This is a genomic window from Hyphomicrobium sp., from assembly GCF_036780825.1.
GTDB lineage: Bacteria > Pseudomonadota > Alphaproteobacteria > Rhizobiales > Hyphomicrobiaceae > Hyphomicrobium_C.
On sequence record NZ_DAIQCD010000007.1, the window covers coordinates 101422 to 117661 of the forward strand.

15 protein-coding genes and 1 riboswitch are annotated in these 16240 nt (G+C 64.5%); of the genes, 7 read left to right on the plus strand and 8 right to left on the minus strand.

Annotated features, from left to right (window positions below):
• Nucleotides 1-337: 337 nt before the first annotated feature.
• Both V7P99_RS05270 and V7P99_RS05275 read left to right on the plus strand, forming a co-directional pair.
• The gene (locus V7P99_RS05270) at nt 338-913 is read left to right on the plus strand and encodes a GNAT family N-acetyltransferase (protein WP_333793741.1); all 576 of its coding nucleotides are present in this window, start codon (nt 338-340) and stop codon (nt 911-913) included.
• 403 nt (nt 914-1316) lie between these two features.
• Complete coding sequence (locus V7P99_RS05275) at nt 1317-1766, plus strand: hypothetical protein (protein ID WP_333793742.1); 450 nt, start codon at nt 1317-1319, stop codon at nt 1764-1766.
• A 343-nt stretch (nt 1767-2109) separates the two neighbouring features.
• Here the strand turns inward: V7P99_RS05275 and V7P99_RS05280 are convergent, their stop codons facing one another.
• A complete protein-coding gene (locus V7P99_RS05280; protein ID WP_333793743.1) occupies nt 2110-3246 on the minus strand; it encodes a 2'-deoxycytidine 5'-triphosphate deaminase in 1137 nt (378 codons plus the stop codon).
• A 188-nt stretch (nt 3247-3434) separates the two neighbouring features.
• A riboswitch (SAM riboswitch) is annotated at nt 3435-3513 on the plus strand.
• A gap of 146 nt (nt 3514-3659) precedes the next feature.
• Between V7P99_RS05280 and V7P99_RS05285 the strand changes: the two genes are divergently transcribed.
• The 3 genes from V7P99_RS05285 (at nt 3660) to argE (ending at nt 6779) form a co-directional block, all read left to right on the plus strand.
• A complete protein-coding gene (locus V7P99_RS05285; protein ID WP_333793744.1) occupies nt 3660-4877 on the plus strand; it encodes an O-succinylhomoserine sulfhydrylase in 1218 nt (405 codons plus the stop codon).
• A gap of 325 nt (nt 4878-5202) precedes the next feature.
• Nucleotides 5203-5610 carry a Co2+/Mg2+ efflux protein ApaG gene (apaG, locus tag V7P99_RS05290; protein WP_333793745.1) on the plus strand — a complete coding sequence of 136 codons (408 nt, stop codon included), beginning with the start codon at nt 5203-5205 and terminating at the stop codon, nt 5608-5610.
• A 5-nt stretch (nt 5611-5615) separates the two neighbouring features.
• The gene (gene argE / locus V7P99_RS05295; protein WP_333793746.1) at nt 5616-6779 is read left to right on the plus strand and encodes an acetylornithine deacetylase; all 1164 of its coding nucleotides are present in this window, start codon (nt 5616-5618) and stop codon (nt 6777-6779) included.
• Nucleotides 6780-6953: 174 nt separating this feature from the next.
• Here argE and V7P99_RS05300 read toward each other — a convergent pair whose 3' ends face one another.
• From V7P99_RS05300 to leuS, 5 genes are all read right to left on the minus strand, one after another.
• Nucleotides 6954-7670: a hypothetical protein gene (locus tag V7P99_RS05300; RefSeq protein WP_333793747.1), complete on the minus strand. Its 717-nt coding sequence runs from the start codon at nt 7668-7670 to the stop codon at nt 6954-6956.
• Between the two features lie 30 nt (nt 7671-7700).
• Nucleotides 7701-8702 carry an adenosine kinase gene (locus tag V7P99_RS05305; protein WP_333793748.1) on the minus strand — a complete coding sequence of 334 codons (1002 nt, stop codon included), beginning with the start codon at nt 8700-8702 and terminating at the stop codon, nt 7701-7703.
• 96 nt (nt 8703-8798) lie between these two features.
• The gene (gene holA, locus V7P99_RS05310) at nt 8799-9845 is read right to left on the minus strand and encodes a DNA polymerase III subunit delta (protein ID WP_333793749.1); all 1047 of its coding nucleotides are present in this window, start codon (nt 9843-9845) and stop codon (nt 8799-8801) included.
• A 14-nt stretch (nt 9846-9859) separates the two neighbouring features.
• Nucleotides 9860-10375, minus strand: a complete 516-nt coding sequence (gene lptE / locus V7P99_RS05315; protein WP_333793750.1) for an LPS assembly lipoprotein LptE — start codon at nt 10373-10375, stop codon at nt 9860-9862.
• A gap of 148 nt (nt 10376-10523) precedes the next feature.
• Entirely contained in the window at nt 10524-13157 is a 2634-nt protein-coding gene (gene leuS / locus V7P99_RS05320) for a leucine--tRNA ligase (RefSeq protein WP_333793751.1), read from the minus strand.
• A gap of 331 nt (nt 13158-13488) precedes the next feature.
• Between leuS and V7P99_RS05325 the strand changes: the two genes are divergently transcribed.
• Together V7P99_RS05325 and V7P99_RS05330 are read left to right on the plus strand one after the other, a co-directional pair.
• Entirely contained in the window at nt 13489-14166 is a 678-nt protein-coding gene (locus V7P99_RS05325) for a YggS family pyridoxal phosphate-dependent enzyme (protein WP_333793752.1), read from the plus strand.
• Between the two features lie 129 nt (nt 14167-14295).
• Nucleotides 14296-15204 (plus strand): hypothetical protein, encoded by a 909-nt coding sequence (locus V7P99_RS05330; protein WP_333793753.1) that lies wholly within the window; start codon nt 14296-14298, stop codon nt 15202-15204.
• 44 nt (nt 15205-15248) lie between these two features.
• On the opposite strand, the gene V7P99_RS05335 is transcribed toward V7P99_RS05330, so the two are convergent.
• Entirely contained in the window at nt 15249-15782 is a 534-nt protein-coding gene (locus V7P99_RS05335; RefSeq protein WP_333793754.1) for a Crp/Fnr family transcriptional regulator, read from the minus strand.
• 106 nt (nt 15783-15888) lie between these two features.
• Nucleotides 15889-16240: winged helix-turn-helix domain-containing protein (locus tag V7P99_RS05340; RefSeq protein ID WP_333793755.1), on the minus strand; the 352-nt coding region annotated here is incomplete at its 5' end.

The following is a 16240-nucleotide window of genomic DNA, read 5'->3' on the forward strand; positions in this document are numbered from 1 at the left end:
CACGAAAGTCTAGCGCCGTTCCCCGGTCCCGCTTAAGCCGGAACGGCTCTCGTCTCCCGCTTCCGAAGTTCTCCAGTGATGGCGACGCAGCTCCCTTGCCGACGCGTTCACCCGGTGCGGGCCTCCGGCGGATACCCGCACCTGTGCACGCGCGGCAAAAACGCTTCGGCTGGCTCGACGCCATCCCACCGTCTCATTGTGCAGCGCAATATTAGCACCCATATACGCTCGGGCAACCGGCATTGATCGCCTGTTCGCCGGATCGTGACGGTCGCGGATATTTCTTCGCGCAACACGCGGCGGGGCGGGCCTGCGGCCCACATGGAGGGCAGTCGCTATGAACGAGGGCACGCAGGTATCCGGCACATTCCGCAAGCTCTGGCCGCACGAGCAGGATCTCTTTCGCGATCATCTCATGCGCCTGGACCGGACCAACCGCCTCATGCGCTTTGCGCACGGAGTCTCGGACTCGTTCATCGAGGATTACGCGCGGCAGATGACGGACGCCGGCTCCACGGTCTTCGCCTATATCGAAGATGGGCAGGTCCGTGCCGTCGCCGAGCTGAAGAAACTGGGCGACACTTGGGGACGGGAAGCCGAAGCCGCCTTCTCGGTCGAAACTGCGTACCAGGACCACGGTCTCGGCACAGAGCTGATGGGCCGCGTCATCCGCGCTGCGCGCAATCGCGGCGTCCACCTTCTTTATATGAGCTGCCTCGCCTCTAACGCACGCATGCAGGCCATTGCCCGCAAGCACGACGCAACGCTGCGCTTCGAGCCCGGCGAGGTGATCGGCGAGATCGTCCCGCGTGAGCCGAGCTACTTCTCGCTCCTCGCCGAGGCCGTGGAGGACCGTGTGGGCTTCATGATGGCCGTGCTCGATCTGCAGAGACGCATCGTCAAGGCCGCTTGATCTCCCCACTAGCGTGCCTCGCACCGGCGCGCTGCTCGAGGGACCGGCGGGGTTGCATGCCATGCTCTCGTCAAGCGCACGGCCGCGCGCTCCTCACACATGATGCAGACATTGGAACCGGAAAGTGCGCGCACCCGACGCGTGCGTTCACCCGCACGCACGGTCGAAGCGCATGCGGCGAGGTCCGTTTCGATCCCATTTGCACCGCGCGTCCCTCATACGGAGTCGAGAGTGATCGCATAGAGTCTTAGAATATCGATGAAATTGTTGAATCCACGCCACACTTCCCATTGAATGAGAATAAATCGACGAGCTGAATCCATTTTGGATGTCAACAAAATGATCGAACTTGCGCATGATTTTTTTGTTCCGAAATGATTCGGACTCTAGAGGGAGAGATACTATGGCAAAAGTTGTGAAGAAGGCTCCGGCCAGAAAGGCTGCGAAGAAGCCGACCGCGCGCAAGGTTGCGAAGCCCGCCGCGCGGAAGATCGTGCGCAAGGCAGCGACCCGCACCACGGCGGCTCGTGGTACGACGGCGGCACGCGGCACGGCTCGCAAGGCGACCGCGGCCCGTAAGACGACCGCTGCTCGCAAGCCGGCGGCCACTCGCGCCACGACGGCCGCACGCAAGACGACTGCACCCCGTGCGACGGCCGCTCGCAAGGTGACGGCAACCCGCGCGACGACCGCACGGAAGGCGACGGCCGCGCGCGCAACGACCGCTCGCAAGACCACGGCTCGCAAGGCAACGACCGCCGCTCGCAAGACGACCGTCCGCAAGGCGGCGCCTCGCAAGGCCGCGGCTCGCAAGGCGGCTAAGCCTGCGGCCAAGAAGCGCCGAGCTGCGTAACGGCACGGACCGCCCCACCCCCGCTCCTGTCTGGGCAACAGGACGGGCGTCGGCGGAGTCTCATTGAGACGGTTTCCGACTTGAAGACCGGTGGCAGCGAGAGGCGCCATCGGTCTTGTCGTTTCTGGCTCCCGGCAGAGAAGGCTTTCACCGGCCGCCATCTCGTCTTGAGCCAGATTTCATCGATCTCTGCGGCACCTCTTGCGACCCGCACGCGTGCCGCTCGCCGGCGAGCGGCACGGCTAGGGCCGTTCCGGTTGAGGCGGCATCGGGGAACGGCTCTAAGTATTTATTTTATCGTGCTTCTTCTCGGAAAACCGGTTCCCACTCTTCCAGAAGCACTCTAGCGAAAGTGCTTCGAGAGCTTGAGGCCTTGCGCCTGATAATGGCTTCCGAGATCGCGGCCATAAAGCGACTCCGGCGCTTCCGTCATCCGCTCGTAGACGAGACGCCCAACGATCTGCCCATCCTCCAGGATGAATGGAACCGCGTGCGAGCGCACTTCCAGCACCACGCGCGAGCCGGCCCCGCCCGCTGCCGAATGTCCAAAACCGGGATCCATGAAGCCGGCATAATGCACGCGGAACTCGCCGACCAAGGGGTTGAACGGCATCATCTCCGCCGCATGCGTCGGCGGGATGTGCACCGCTTCTTTTGAGGCGAGAATGTAGAACTGGTCCGGATCGAGGATCAGCCCCCGCTTCGCGTCCGCAGTCACGGGCTCCCAGTAATCCGGAATCGCGCACGCGCCCGCCGCATCGATGTCCACCACGCCGGTATGGCGTTTGGCGCGATAGCCCACCGGCCCCTCGCCATCGCTCGGCAGATCGACCGAAAGCGCGATCCCGTCGTGAATATCCGTCGACGCACCGGACACGAGACTCTCGCGTGCCTGAAGCTCGCGAAGCTCATCGTCCGTCTCACGCGGGTCGCCTTGCCGGAATCTCAGCTGCGAGAGCTTCGAGCCGCGGCGCACGACGATCGGAAACGTCTGCGGGCAGATCTCGGCGTAGAGCGGACCGTGATAGCCCGCCGGTATGAGGTCGAAAGCCGGCACCCCGTCAGCGATTACCCGCGTAAACACATCAAGCCGTCCGGTAGAGCTTTTCGGATTGGCCGAGGCCGCGATCTCCTGAGGCAGCGCCAAGCTCTCGAGCAACGGCACCACGTAGACGCATCCCGTCTCGAGCACGGCGCCGTCCGCGATGTCGAACGCATGCAGCTTGAGATCATCGAGCCGTTCCGCAACGCTCGCACCGGGGCCCGGCAGGAAGCTCGCCCGCACGCGATACGCGCGTGGCCCGAGCCTTAGATCCACGCTCGCCGGCTGCAACTGGCCTGGCTCCAGCGGCTCATTACTCTTGAGCACTCCGGCAGCGATCAGCTCCCGGATCGCTTGCACTGGCAGTATGCCGGCCGGTGCCGCGCAATCGCCCCGCGCGTTCGCGCCCGGCGCAATGGAATTCGGCGCTTGAGACATCGGGGTTAGCTCCTCCGGCATTCCGAAAACAAGCATAGTCGACGACGTGGGCACCGGTCCGCCGCGAGTTCCTGCGGGCAAGCGAAAAGCGACAGCGCTCCGATCCAAGTCACTCCGATCGCAACGCTCTAGACGAAGCACCCCTTGACGCCAAGAGGCGGGAGGGTCTAATCCCGCTGTCATCCTGCTTGCGGGATCGTGGTGATTTGGCCGGCCGGCTTGCAGCCACGTTAAACAACTCGCTAAAGAGGGCCCATGCGCGCGACCCGGCAACTGGTCCGCCCTGGCTCATGGAAGCGGGGAGGACTGCCGGGTTTTTTGTTGGCTGCTCGGATCATTTCGGAGATGCCGTTCGAACCCGCGCCAGCAATATCGTACACGGGCGATGCCCCGAACGCGCAAGGAGTTCCATTATGGGAAGCAGCGATAAGAAGACGATCAGCGCCGATCCCGCGAGCTGGAGTCCCGAGACCCAGCTCGTCCATGGTGGGTCCCTGCGCTCCCAATACGGCGAGACCTCGGAAGCGTTGTTCCTAACGCAGGGCTTCGTCTACGGGTCCGCCGAGCAGGCGGAGGCGCGCTTCAAGAATGAGGATCCGGGCTTCCAATATTCGCGCTTCGACAATCCGACGGTCAGCATGTTCGAGGAGCGCATGCGCCTTCTCGAGGGCGCCGAGATGGCCCGCGCCATGGCCACCGGCATGGCCGCCGTCACGGCAAGCCTGCTTTCGTTTCTGAAGGCCGGCGATCACGTCGTCGCCGCCCGTTCGATGTTCGGCTCCTGCCGCTACATCGTCGAGACGTTGTGCCCGCGCTTCGGCATCTCCATGTCGCTGATCGACGGCCGGGATATCGACGCCTGGAAAACGGCCGTTCGCCCGAACACGAAAGGCTTCTTCTTCGAGACGCCGGCCAACCCGACGCTCGATCTCGTCGACATCGCAGCCGTGTCGGAGATCGCCCGCCAGCACGGCATCATCACGGTCGTCGATAATGTGTTCGCAACACCGCTTCTGCAGCGCCCGCTCGCTCACGGCGCCGATGTGGTGGTCTATTCCGCGACCAAGCACATCGACGGCCAGGGTCGGTGTCTCGGCGGCGTCGTGCTCGGCTCGCAGCAGTTCCTGACCGACCACTTGCAGGATTTCATTCGCCAGACGGGGCCGTCGCTCTCCCCCTTCAACGCGTGGGTCATGCTGAAGAGCCTCGAGACGCTGCCGATCCGCGTCAAAGCCCAGAGCGCGACCGCAGCTCGCATCGCCGACCGGCTTGCCGAGACCCCGGGCGTGTCGCGTGTGATCTACTGCGGCCGGGACGATCACCCCCAGGCCGCCATCGCACGAAAGCAGATGACCGGCGGCGGCCAGATGATCGCGTTCGAGGTGGACGGCGGCAAGGACGCCGCCTTCCGGTTGCAGAACGCGCTCAAGATCATCAAGATCTCGAACAACCTGGGCGATGCCAAGAGCATCATCACTCATCCTCCGACGACCACGCACTTCCGGATCGGCCCGGAAGCCCGGGCCCAGCTCGGGATCACGGATGGCATGCTGCGCCTGTCCGTCGGCCTCGAGAGCGAGGAAGACCTTCTTGCCGACCTCGACGCGGCGGTCGCGGCAGCCCGCGGCTGAGGTGGACTTGGAAAGCGCGTGGGCACGTCACGCCCACCCACGCTTTCCTCTCGGCCCCGCCGGCCCGCTGCAGGCCGTCTTAACCCTTTCACCATAAGGAGGAGACCAGCCCGGCTTTCGAGCTAGAGCCTGATCGTTTGAGGTGGATGCGGACACGCATTCGCCGAGAACGTGAATCAGTCTCTCAAATAAAGACTTAGAGCGCGTTCACGTCGCGCAATCCGATTCCGATAAGAGGAACGCGCTCTAACCTCGGCGCAAAGATCCTTGGCGCTTTTCGCGCCACGCCATGGTAATGCTCGGAAAAACAGTAACGGACAGCTTTGTGACGGATGACATCCCATACGAGCAGGTGACGCACGGCGTTCGCATCCGCGTCTCCCCCGAGTATTCGGAAGAGCAATCCTCTCCCGAGGAGAGCTACTTCTTCTGGATCTACACGATCGAGATCACTAACGAAAGCGAGCACTCCGTTCAGCTCAAGAGCCGCGTCTGGCGCATTACCGACGCCTACGGCAAGACCGACGAAGTGCGCGGCCCGGGCGTGATAGGCCAGAAGCCGGTGATCCCGCCTGGCCAGTCCTTCACCTACTCGTCGGGCTGTCCCCTTTCGACGCCATCGGGCATCATGGTCGGCAGCTATCAGATGGTCGACGAGGACGGCCGGCTGTTCGATGTCGCCATTCCCGCCTTCTCGCTCGATAGCCCCTATGCGACCCGCAGCGTGAACTGATTCGAATGCCCACTGTAGAGACGTCCTCCGCCATCGAGATTCTGGCGCGCCTCGTCGCCTTCGACACGACGAGCCATAAGTCCAATCGCACGCTCATCGCCTACGTCGCAGACTATCTGGCGAGCTACGGTGTCGCCTCGCATCTCGTCCCGACGAAAGATGGCGAAAAGGCCTCGCTGTTCGCCAGCATCGGCCCCGAGGGCGTGCCCGGCATCGGCCTTTCGGGCCATACGGACGTCGTGCCCGCCGATCCCGCCGCTTGGAGCAGCGATCCCTTCTCCATGGTGAAGGCCGATGGCCGCCTCTATGGACGCGGCACCGCCGACATGAAAGGCTATCTCGCCTGCGTCCTGGCGATGGTGCCGGAGTGGACGCGCCGCCAGCTCAAGGTGCCGATGCACATCCTCTTCTCGTACGACGAGGAGGTGGGCTGCACCGGCGTGCGCCCGATGATCGCCGAACTCGGTGGCCGCCTTCCGAAACCGCGCGCCGTGATCGTTGGCGAGCCGACGTCCATGGCGGTTGTCGATGCCCACAAGGGTCCCGTGCGCTGGCACGTGGAGGTCATCGGCCGCGCGGCGCACTCGAGCATGGCGCACCTCGGCGCCAATGCGATCACCGCCGCCGCCCGCCTCATCAGCAAGCTCGCCGAGATCGAGGCGGAGCTTTCAGCTCTACCGCCGGATCCCCGCTTCACGCCGCCCCACCCCACGCTGCAGGTGACGGAGATCGCCGGCGGCATTGCGAGCAACATCGTTCCGGCCGCGTGCCACTTCGGCTTCGAGGTGCGGGCTCTACCGGGCCTCGATGCCGACGCCATCGAGCGCCGCCTTACCGAATTCGCCCAAACGGACTGCCTGCCCGCCTTGCGCCGCGTCGCCCCTGAGGCGGACGTGATCATCCGCCAGACGAACCGCGTGCCGCCGTTTGCGGCCGATTCGTCATCCGACATCGTCGCGCTGGCCTTGAAGCTTGCCGGCGAGAACGCCACCGAGGCCGTCTCGTATGCCACCGAAGCCGGGCTTTTCCAGGCAGCCGGTGTGCCCTCCGTCGTCTGCGGGCCGGGAGACATCGCCCAGGCCCACACTGCCGACGAATGGATCGCGATTTCGGAGATCGAGCGCTGCCTGGCCTTTCTGAGCCGCCTGGCAGATTGGGCTGAGACGTAACGCACAACGGCATCGCTGCCAGGTGTTGCGCATACGCGGTTAGCATCGCGTCTCACCATTGGAGCAGAGCAAGCCGGCGGGCACCCTCATGCTTCGTCATGGGGGCGCCGACATCAGCGAGGCGTCCGCCAATAAAAAAAGGCCGCTTGGGGTGCGGCCTTTAAAGTTTTGTTTTTAGTGGAGAGTGCTTCGGATATCCAAACGCTTCGGACTAATCACTGTCGCCAGCCTGGTGACTGAAAGCTGCCGGCGCAACGCGGACGCAACTTCGGGGACACGGAGAGAAACGCCGGACCGGCCTGCTCGTGGCCCACCCGACGACACGGCAAAACGATGGGACGCGGACAACTGACCAAGCCAAGCAGCCTGAGGCTTTGACCCGTCCATTTGCGGAATGCGGACGGCCAGCTCCCCAGGCTCCCCGGAGCTTGCAAAATTTTCGGATCGAGACTGTCCCGCCGCCGAACGGAGCTCCGGACGCTCGGACACATGCCCCCGGCTGCCGCCGGCGAGTGCACCCGATGCGACCTCGAGCTTGCTTCGTTCGGCTTTGAGCTTATCCCTCAGCCTTCGGATGGTGGAGGGATCGGAGACGCCGAGAGCCTTGATGGCTGTGGTCGGCTTCAGCTCCGGATCTGCATCCATCAGCTCAGCGATTCGGCGCAGCTGTGCGCGATCATCGAGCCCGCTGCCTCTCGGTCGGCCGCGGCGGCCATTTCTAGAAGGCATAATCCGGCGTCCATTCATCACGATTCGATTGCGATGAATCTTGATAAATTTCAGACGGCCTTGCCAAGGAGAAAAATGAGCAACGACAAATAGAAGCAAGGTTGTATTGAGAAATGTTGCGAAAAAGATTCCCTTCGCACACTGACGCGCGTCGCGTTTCAAAAAAGGGAGATCTCCGCCTTCGGGGCGGGCCTATTCAATGAAGCCGCGCATGCGCGCGAGATGAGCGAGCTTGACTTCCGGCCTAGCGCCCATCTGCCCGATGATCTCCGCGGCCGCGAAACTGCCGATCTGGCCTGCGGTCTTAAGATCGCACCCTCGCGCGAGCCCGAACAGGAAACCCGCCGCGTAGAGGTCTCCCGCGCCGGTGGTATCCACCACCTTGGCCACGGGCTCGGCCGAAACGAGAACCGGCGTGCCTTCGGATACGATCACGGATCCCTTCTCGCTGCGCGTCAGCACGGCGAGCCGGGTGTCGCGCGCCACGTGCCGCACGGCCTCGTCGAAGCTCGTGGTCTCGTAGAGGGCCAGGATCTCGCTTTCGTTGGCGAACAGGATGCCGATGCCGGAACGGATGAGCGCCAGGAACTCGCTTCTGTGCCTGTTGACGCAGAACGAATCCGAGAGCGTAAGCGCAACGCGCCGCCCACCGCTGTTCGCAATCGCGACCGCCTGCCGGAAGGCCGCCTTGGCCTCCTCGCGATCAAACAGATAGCCCTCGAGATAGATGATGTTGGATCTGCGGATGACGTCGGGATCCACCTCGCCCTGGTCGAGATCGGTGCTGATCCCCAGGAAGGTGTTCATTGTCCGCTGCCCGTCCGGGGTGACGAGAATGAGCGAGCGCGACGTGGCCCGGTCAGTGTCCACCACGGCCGGGGTGTTGAAGGCGACCCCCGCGGCGCGGATATCGTGGCGGAAGATGCGGCCGAACTCGTCTTCGCTCACCTTGCCGATAAAGGCCCCGCGGCCTCCGAGCGACGCGATACCGACCGCCGTATTGGCGGCCGACCCTCCGGAGATTTCGATCGCCGGACCCATGTCGCTGTAGATGGCGGCAATCGTCTCGGTATCGACGAGCCGCATGTGTCCCTTGGGGGCGCCGTGCCGGTCTAGAAAGCTGTCATCGCAGCGCCCGATGATGTCGACGATCGCGTTTCCGATCGCGACCACGTCGAATTGCGTGCCTGACATAGTCTGGATCTCCCTCCCCGTGCGCAAACCGCGCACTATAGGCATCGAGGCAGGAGACGCAACGCACGTGTCCACGGCACCGGACAGCCGTCTTCCCTACCGGGATCGCGCTGCCGAGCTTCCCTCTCTCGCCATCATGGCGAGCGCGATGAGGAGCCGCTCCGCCAGCGCGCCTTCCAGGGGACCGGCGAGCCGAGCGGACCGCGCCGCCGCCGTAATGCGCCGCAGCGCTTCCGACAGCCGCACAGCACTCCACAGGCGGCATTGCTCCGCGAAGGCGTTTTTCTGCTTGAAGTGCAGCGGCGGCCGCATCTGGCGTAACGCATCGTCGAGCGTGCGGCCCCGCTCCATTGCCGCCCGCACGCGATGTAGCCGCTGAAAATGGCGCTGCGTGGCGGCGATGATCGTCTGCGCGCTTTCGCCGGCCGACACGGCGCGCCCACACTCCGCAACCGCGCGCTGCACAAGACCCGATGCGGCCGCGAACGTCACGCGCTCGACAGCAAGCTCCGAAACATCACCGACGACGGCCTCTACGTCGTCGACGCCGATCTCCGCCTTCGGTCCCGCATAGAGGAGAAGCTTCTCGATCTCGCCGCGCGAGAGCGCCCGATCCGCACCGAGACGCTCGACAAGCGCTTCCCGTGCTTCCGGCGTGATCGTGGCGCCGGCGTCCCGCACCATGTCGCGGATGAGGTTATCGAGATCCTGCACTGCATCCGCATAGCAGGCCACCGCGGCCGTCACCGGCGATTTCTCGAACAGCGAGCGCAGAGCCTCGTCCGGCTTGAGATTTCCCGCTTCGACGATGAGCACGCCTTCGAGCGCGGCCCCCTCGACGAGCGGCCGCAGAGCCGCCGCCGTCACCCGCCGGCTAGCCACGGTACGGACGATCTTCGGTCCCCCGAACATCGGCACTGTCCCGAGTTCGACAGCGAGCCGCTCTATGCCTCCTTCGAGATCGGCATCATCGAGCCGGATTACCTCGCCCGGCGGATCGAACCGGGCCGCCACCGCCTTGGCCAGCGCTTGCGCCCGCTCGCTGATGAGCCCCGCGTCCGCCCCGAAAAACAGGACAGCCCGGATCTTTGGATCGGGTGATGACAGAAAGGCCTGGGCCTGATGCGCCTTAACCGCGACCATGGGCGGACGCGCGCCTAGGCCGCGTTGGAGAGGTGCGCCGAAAGCCTGGCCTTGAGATCCTCGGCGATCACCTTCGCCGCGCGATCCTCCGCATCTTCACGCGCGCGCACATTGGAGAAGATCGACTTGTTGCGCTCGAAGCTCGCGCGGCCGTAGCTCGTGCCCGAGAGCAGGACAGCCCGATCGGAAATGCGGACGAGTTGGAACTTGGCTTCGACGTTGTAGATCTGACCGCGGGATTCACCATCCAGCTTGACCAGCGTCGAGGTCACGCTCTCGCGGATCGCCACCTCGAGGCGCGTGTCGGGCTCGATCGCCTCGCCGCCGCCGCCGGTGGCATGAAAGATGAGCTCGTTACGGATTTGCTGGCCAACGCGACCCGGAATGGACGCCACTGAAACGCGCGCCAGCCGCTCGTCGGCCTGCGCGCCGCCGAACGCCGACGAGCCGTAAAGGGGACGAAACCCGCCATTGCCGCATCCGGCCAGCACCGGTGCGACAAGCACGGCCGTGAGCAGCAGCCGCGACATGGCCCGCCACCCGCCTGCCGCGCGGCTCAAATGGCTTTTGGTGCCGCCGCTCGAACGCATGATCCCGCCTGCCTCAACCCGCGACCGCTTCGAGCCTTATGAATCCGAAGGACGAAACCAGCCTCGCCACCTTTGGAGTCAGCACGCTCTAGCCAACCACGTTCACGATTCTTTGCGGCACGACGATGATCTTTTTCGGCTCACGCCCATCGAGCGCCCGCACCACCGGCTCGAGCTTCAGGGCCGCGGCCTTGATCTCGTCTTCCGCAGCATCGCGCGCAATGAGAAGCTCATCGCGGCGCTTGCCATTCACCTGTACGGCAATGGTGATCTTATCGTCAACGAGCAACCCGGCATCGACCGCCGGCCAGGGCTGATTGGCCAGCAACGTGTTGTATCCGAGCCGCGCCCAGCACTCCTCACCGAGGTGAGGCATCATCGGGCCGATCATCTGCACGAAGAGCTCGCCGGCCTCCCGCAGCGCCCAGGCCATGCCCTCGCTTTCTTTATTGGCTCCAGCCTTCGCCACCGCTGCCGAGATGGCGTTCGCGAACTCGTAGATCTGCGCGACGGCCACGTTGAAGCGCAGGGCTTCGAAGCTGTGCGCCACCGCATGGACCGACTTGTGGGCGGCGCGCCGGAGCGCCAGGGCCTCGACTGAGAATGCCGCAGGTTGAGGCGCCCCTGGGCCTGCCGCCTTCCCGGCAACATCCTCGACCAGGCGCCAGACCCGCTGCACGAAGCGCCCGGCACCCTGAATGCCAGCCTCCGTCCACACCACGTCGCGCTCCGGCGGGCTATCCGAGAGCATGAACCAGCGGGCGCAGTCCGCGCCCCAGCTCTCGATGATGTCGTCCGGATCGACGAGGTTCTTCTTCGACTTCGACATCTTCTCGATGGACCCGATCATGGCCGGCTTGCCAGTGGCCGCCTCTACGGCCCGCCGCGCGCCGCCTTCGCCTTCGAGGAGCACCTCGCTCGGCAGCAGCCAGCCCCCGCCTTCGGACTTATAGGTCTCGTGCGTCACCATCCCCTGCGTGAACAGCGCCGCGAACGGCTCGCGCAGGTGCTTTGCCCCGTGGCCGGTATCCGAAATGGCCCGGAAGAAGAAGCGCGAGTAGAGAAGATGCAGAATCGCGTGCTCGATGCCTCCGATGTACTGGTCGACGGGCAGCCAGTAATCCGCCCATTCGGCCTCGATCGGCTCCGCTGCATGAGGCGCCGTGAAGCGCGCGAAATACCAGGAGCTATCAACGAACGTATCCATCGTGTCCGTTTCGCGCTCCGCGGGCTGTCCGCACTTGGGGCAATCCACGTGCTTCCAGGTCGGATGCCGGTCGAGGGGGTTGCCCGGCTTATCGAAGCTCGCATCGTCCGGCAGCCTGACGGGCAGATCCTGGGCCGGCACCGGAACGATGCCGCAGCTCTTGCAATGGATGATCGGAAACGGGCAGCCCCAATAGCGCTGCCGCGAGATTCCCCAGTCGCGCAGCCGGTAGTTCACCTTGCGCCGGCCGACGGGCTTCCCCGCGAGAGAAAGCTCCTCGAGCCGCTTCGCCGCCGCCTCAAAGGCCTCCTCCGTCGAGAGCCCATCGAGAAAGCGCGAGTTGATCATCGTCCCGTCGCCATCAACGGCCTCATCGTCAACCGTGAACCCGTCAGCGTTCGCGCCCGGCGGCAGAATGACGGGAATGACCGGAAGCCCATAGGCGCGCGCGAAATCGAGGTCGCGCTGGTCGCCGGCGGGACAGCCGAAAATGGCGCCGGTGCCGTAGTCCATGAGGACGAAGTTCGCCACATAGACCGGCACCTGCCACTCGGGATCGAACGGATGCACCGCCCGAATGCCGGTGTCGAAGCCGCGCTTCTCGGCGCTTTCGAGATCAGCGACCGAGGTGCCCATGCGCCGGCATTCGTCGCAGAATGCCGCCAGCTCGGGATTGCGGGCTGCCGCCGCTTTGGCCAGCGGATGATCCGGCGCGATGGCCATGAACGAGGCGCCGAACAGCGTATCGGGCCGGGTCGTGTAGATCTCGAGCTCGGAATGCCCTTCCGGTGCCGACGTGGCATCGAGCGCCCATCGCACCAGCATGCCTTCCGAGCGCCCGATCCAGTTCGCCTGCATCAGGCGCACCTTCTCCGGCCACTTGTCGAGCGTGCCGAGCGCTTCGAGAAGCTCATCGGAATAGGCGGTGATCTTGAAGAACCACTGCGTCAGCTCCCGCTGCTCGACGAGCGCGCCCGAGCGCCAGCCCCGCCCATCGATCACCTGCTCGTTGGCGAGCACCGTATGGTCCACCGGATCCCAGTTGACCTTGGAGCTCTTCCGATAGGCGAGACCCTTCTCGAAAAGGTCGAGGAAGAGCGTCTGCTGGTGCTTGTAGTAATCGGGGCTGCAGGTGGCGATCTCCCGGCTCCAGTCGAGCGAGAGTCCCATAGAACGGAGCTGCCCCTTCATCGTCTCGATGTTGGCATAGGTCCATTCGGCAGGATGCGTCTTGCGCTCGATGGCCGCGTTCTCTGCCGGCATGCCGAACGCATCCCAGCCCATCGGATGCAGCACGTTGAAGCCCTGGGCCCGCTTGAAGCGCGCCACCACGTCTCCCATGGCGTAGTTGCGCACATGCCCCATGTGGATACGCCCCGAAGGATACGGGAACATCTCGAGGACATAGCACTTGGGCCGGCTGCGATCGTCGGAGGCTCGGAAGATCTGGCCCTCGTCCCAGATCTTCTGCCAGTGCTTCTCGCGTGCAGGCGCGTTGTACCGTTCGGTGGGCATGGGAGCGTTTCGTGCTTTCGGTGTTCAGGTTGGGCGCGTACTAAGCCCCAAAGGGCCGTGCGGTTCAAGGCGACGACGGGGAGAAAATCGCGCGCCGGCAGGGGATGCGGCGGAGCGCGCCGAGCGCTCCGAAATTGCCATCCCACGGCCCGAGTGACGGCGACAAAAGCGACATCTACCATGTTAGATGTTGATATGATTGGGCTTTGCCGTCACACCCTGCTGAGGACGCTCCGCACTGGACAGGGGCATCCTGCCGCAAGGATCGTCACGTCGCTTTCTGCCGCTGCCGGGCGAGAGCCCGGTGTCCGGCCGACCGAATGGAAAACCGATGACCGCTACCGCCGCACAGTCTCCCGCCGCCGCCATCGCCGACATCGAGCAGCGCATCGCCGCCGCAGCGCGCGAGGCGGGGCGCGATCCATCGGCCGCGCACCTGATCGCGGTCACCAAGACCTTCGATGCCGACGCCATCATCCCCGCTCTCGAAGCCGGCCATCGCCTATTCGGCGAGAACCGCGTGCAGGAGGCAAAAGCCAAGTGGCCAGCACTGCGCGAGCGCTATCCGGACCTTGCCCTGCACCTCATCGGCCCCTTGCAGTCCAACAAGACTCGCGAGGCCGTCGCCCTGTTCGACGCTATCCATACCGTTGATCGCCCGAAGATCGCGCGCGCCATCGCCGAGGAGCAGAAGCACCAGGGCAAGCGCCTCAAGCTTTTTATTCAGGTCAACACCGGAGAAGAGCCGCAGAAGGCGGGCATTCCCCCCAAGGAGGCCGCCGCTTTCCTCGCCCACTGCCGGGACGAATTGGGTCTGGAGATCGCCGGCCTCATGTGCATTCCTCCCCAGGAGGAGGAGGCTGCCGTTCATTTCGCGTTCCTGGCGAAGCTCGCGGGCGATCTCGGCCTTTCCGAGCTCAGCATGGGCATGAGCGGCGACTTCGAGACGGCGGCGGCTTTCGGCGCCACCTACGTTCGCGTCGGCTCCGCCATCTTCGGTGCCCGCTGAGCCTCGATAATCTTCTCGCAGCTTATCCACTGCTCGCGCAACCCGCGCCGCCCGGGTTGCAACGGCCGATGCTAGCCTTTGGCCGGTGATTCGCTTTTGTAGCTCCTGCCCAGGAGCAGAGAGGCCGGCATGACAGCAACTGCCCTCAAAGTGGCCGAGATCGAGGCCGACGCCGCTGCCGCCGATGCTGCGCGCGACGCCCGTGCCGAAGTTCTGGAAAAAGCCGCCGCGAAATCCCGCACGCAGCCCGCGCGCCGCAAAGCGCCGCGGAAGCGCGCTTCCGACGGCTGGCATCGCTTTGTCGTCGACATCTGGATCACCGACTTCAACTTCACCGAATTCGGCATCTACAAGCGCTCGCGCAACCGCGCCAAATCCCGCCAGTTCACGACCGACATGGATATCTTCGGCGAGATTACCGAGGACGGAAAGCGCACCGGGGTCTTCGGATATCGCGAGGACGCCTGGAAGAAGGCCGAGGGGATGGACAAGCGGCTCGTCTTCAAGCTGTTCACCGAAAGCTTGAACTGGCGCGCCACCATGGACCTGATGGTCGGGCGCTCCCTGCAGCAGACCATCGGCGCCCGCGGCCTACCGGTGATGACCTACTCCATCAACACCAGCGACGATAAGTACATCATCTATCTCGAGCGCTCGGCAAGCAAATGGCCGTTCATGCCAGAGAATTTCTCGTTCTTCATCGTCGATAGCTCCGGGACGCCCGAGTTTTACCGCCTGAAGCGGGCCTTCATAAACCTCGGCGGCGATTACGCGCTGATCAATCAGCACGGGGAAACCGTCGGCTATCTCGACGGCCGGGTGTTCTCGATCGGCGGCAAGTGGAAAGGCCAGGTACGGGCCGGTGCCGACAAGCGCCTTCTCACCGTGCTGAAGCTATTCGGCGCCATGATGATCTTCAACGGCGACTGCCGTCGCCACATGCGGCGCCTTTATAAAGGCATGCTCGCCGGCAAGGTGACGCCGAAGCTCGACCGCCAAGAGGCCGATCTTTACATGAACCCCCGCCGCGTCCGCTGAGCCGGCTTAACGCCGCCGCAGCGTGAGCAGCGGACGCCTCCTGCTCAATGGAGCGTATTGGAGGCCGAAGGCGTCGTCACGGGCACGTCCTTTCCGGTCGCCTCGCTGGCGACCGGGCCGCCGAACTCCGCGAGCCATCCGTCGATCTCCCGCAGCTCTTCGACGAACATAGAGAGCCGCCCCGAGATCTTGTCGATGAAGTGCTCGGCCAGCGTCGGATCCGCCGTCATCAGCGCCAGCATCTCGGAGCGCGTGATCCTGAGCGCCCGGACTGGCGTGCGCGCCACCACGGTGGACGTACACTCCGTCTCGATCAGCATGGTCATCTCGGCAATAAGCGCACCGGCCGGGATCGCTTCGTTACCGCCGGCCTCGAGCCCCGGACCTTCCGTGCGCACCGCCTCTCCCGAAACCAGAAGCACCGCCGCGTCGGCTTCGTCATGCGCCGCCACGATCACGTCGCCGGGCTTGTAGACGATGCGATCTGCGCGCCGCGCGATCTCGGAAAGCTGCAGCGGCTTCAGCCCCTGGAACAGGGGCACGTTGAGGAGTGGAAGCACGAGCGCATCGGTGGCCATTGCCAGATCCCCGCCATCAAACTTGGTCGAGGGGAAAGCTCATGCGATTCGGCCTTTCGGTCCAGGCTCGGCGCGAGGGGCTGTTGATTGCGCTCGAACAAGCTGTTCAAGACATCAGCCGGTAGCCGCCGGTCTCGGTCACGAGGATCTCCGCATTCGACGGATCCTTCTCGATCTTCTGCCTCAGCCGGTAGATGTGCGTCTCGAGCGTGTGCGTGGTGACGCTGGCGTGGTAGCCCCACACCTCGTGCAGCAGCGTCTCGCGCGAGACCACCTTGTCCCCCGTCCGGTAGAGAAACTTGAGGATCGCCGTCTCCTTCTCGGTCAGGCGGATCTTGCCGCCCTTCTCGTCGATCATCAGCTTGGAGGCCGGCTTGAACGTGTAGGGCCCGATGGTGAATATCGCGTCCTCGCTCTGCTCGTGCTGGCGGAGCTGGGCGCGGATGCGCGCCAGCAGC

Bases quoted from the DNA above. Each gene is read 5' to 3' on its own strand.
- V7P99_RS05270 (WP_333793741.1), top strand. From the start codon at position 338: ATGAACGAGGGCACGCAGGTATCCGGCACATTCCGCAAGCTCTGGCCG.
- V7P99_RS05275 (WP_333793742.1), top strand. From the start codon at position 1,317: ATGGCAAAAGTTGTGAAGAAGGCTCCGGCCAGAAAGGCTGCGAAGAAG.
- V7P99_RS05280 (WP_333793743.1), bottom strand. From the start codon at position 3,246: ATGTCTCAAGCGCCGAATTCCATTGCGCCGGGCGCGAACGCGCGGGGC.
- V7P99_RS05285 (WP_333793744.1), top strand. From the start codon at position 3,660: ATGGGAAGCAGCGATAAGAAGACGATCAGCGCCGATCCCGCGAGCTGG.
- argE (WP_333793746.1), top strand. From the start codon at position 5,616: ATGCCCACTGTAGAGACGTCCTCCGCCATCGAGATTCTGGCGCGCCTC.
- V7P99_RS05305 (WP_333793748.1), bottom strand. From the start codon at position 8,702: ATGTCAGGCACGCAATTCGACGTGGTCGCGATCGGAAACGCGATCGTC.
- holA (WP_333793749.1), bottom strand. From the start codon at position 9,845: ATGGTCGCGGTTAAGGCGCATCAGGCCCAGGCCTTTCTGTCATCACCC.
- lptE (WP_333793750.1), bottom strand. From the start codon at position 10,375: ATGTCGCGGCTGCTGCTCACGGCCGTGCTTGTCGCACCGGTGCTGGCC.
- leuS (WP_333793751.1), bottom strand. From the start codon at position 13,157: ATGCCCACCGAACGGTACAACGCGCCTGCACGCGAGAAGCACTGGCAG.
- V7P99_RS05325 (WP_333793752.1), top strand. From the start codon at position 13,489: ATGACCGCTACCGCCGCACAGTCTCCCGCCGCCGCCATCGCCGACATC.
- V7P99_RS05330 (WP_333793753.1), top strand. From the start codon at position 14,296: ATGACAGCAACTGCCCTCAAAGTGGCCGAGATCGAGGCCGACGCCGCT.
- V7P99_RS05335 (WP_333793754.1), bottom strand. From the start codon at position 15,782: ATGGCCACCGATGCGCTCGTGCTTCCACTCCTCAACGTGCCCCTGTTC.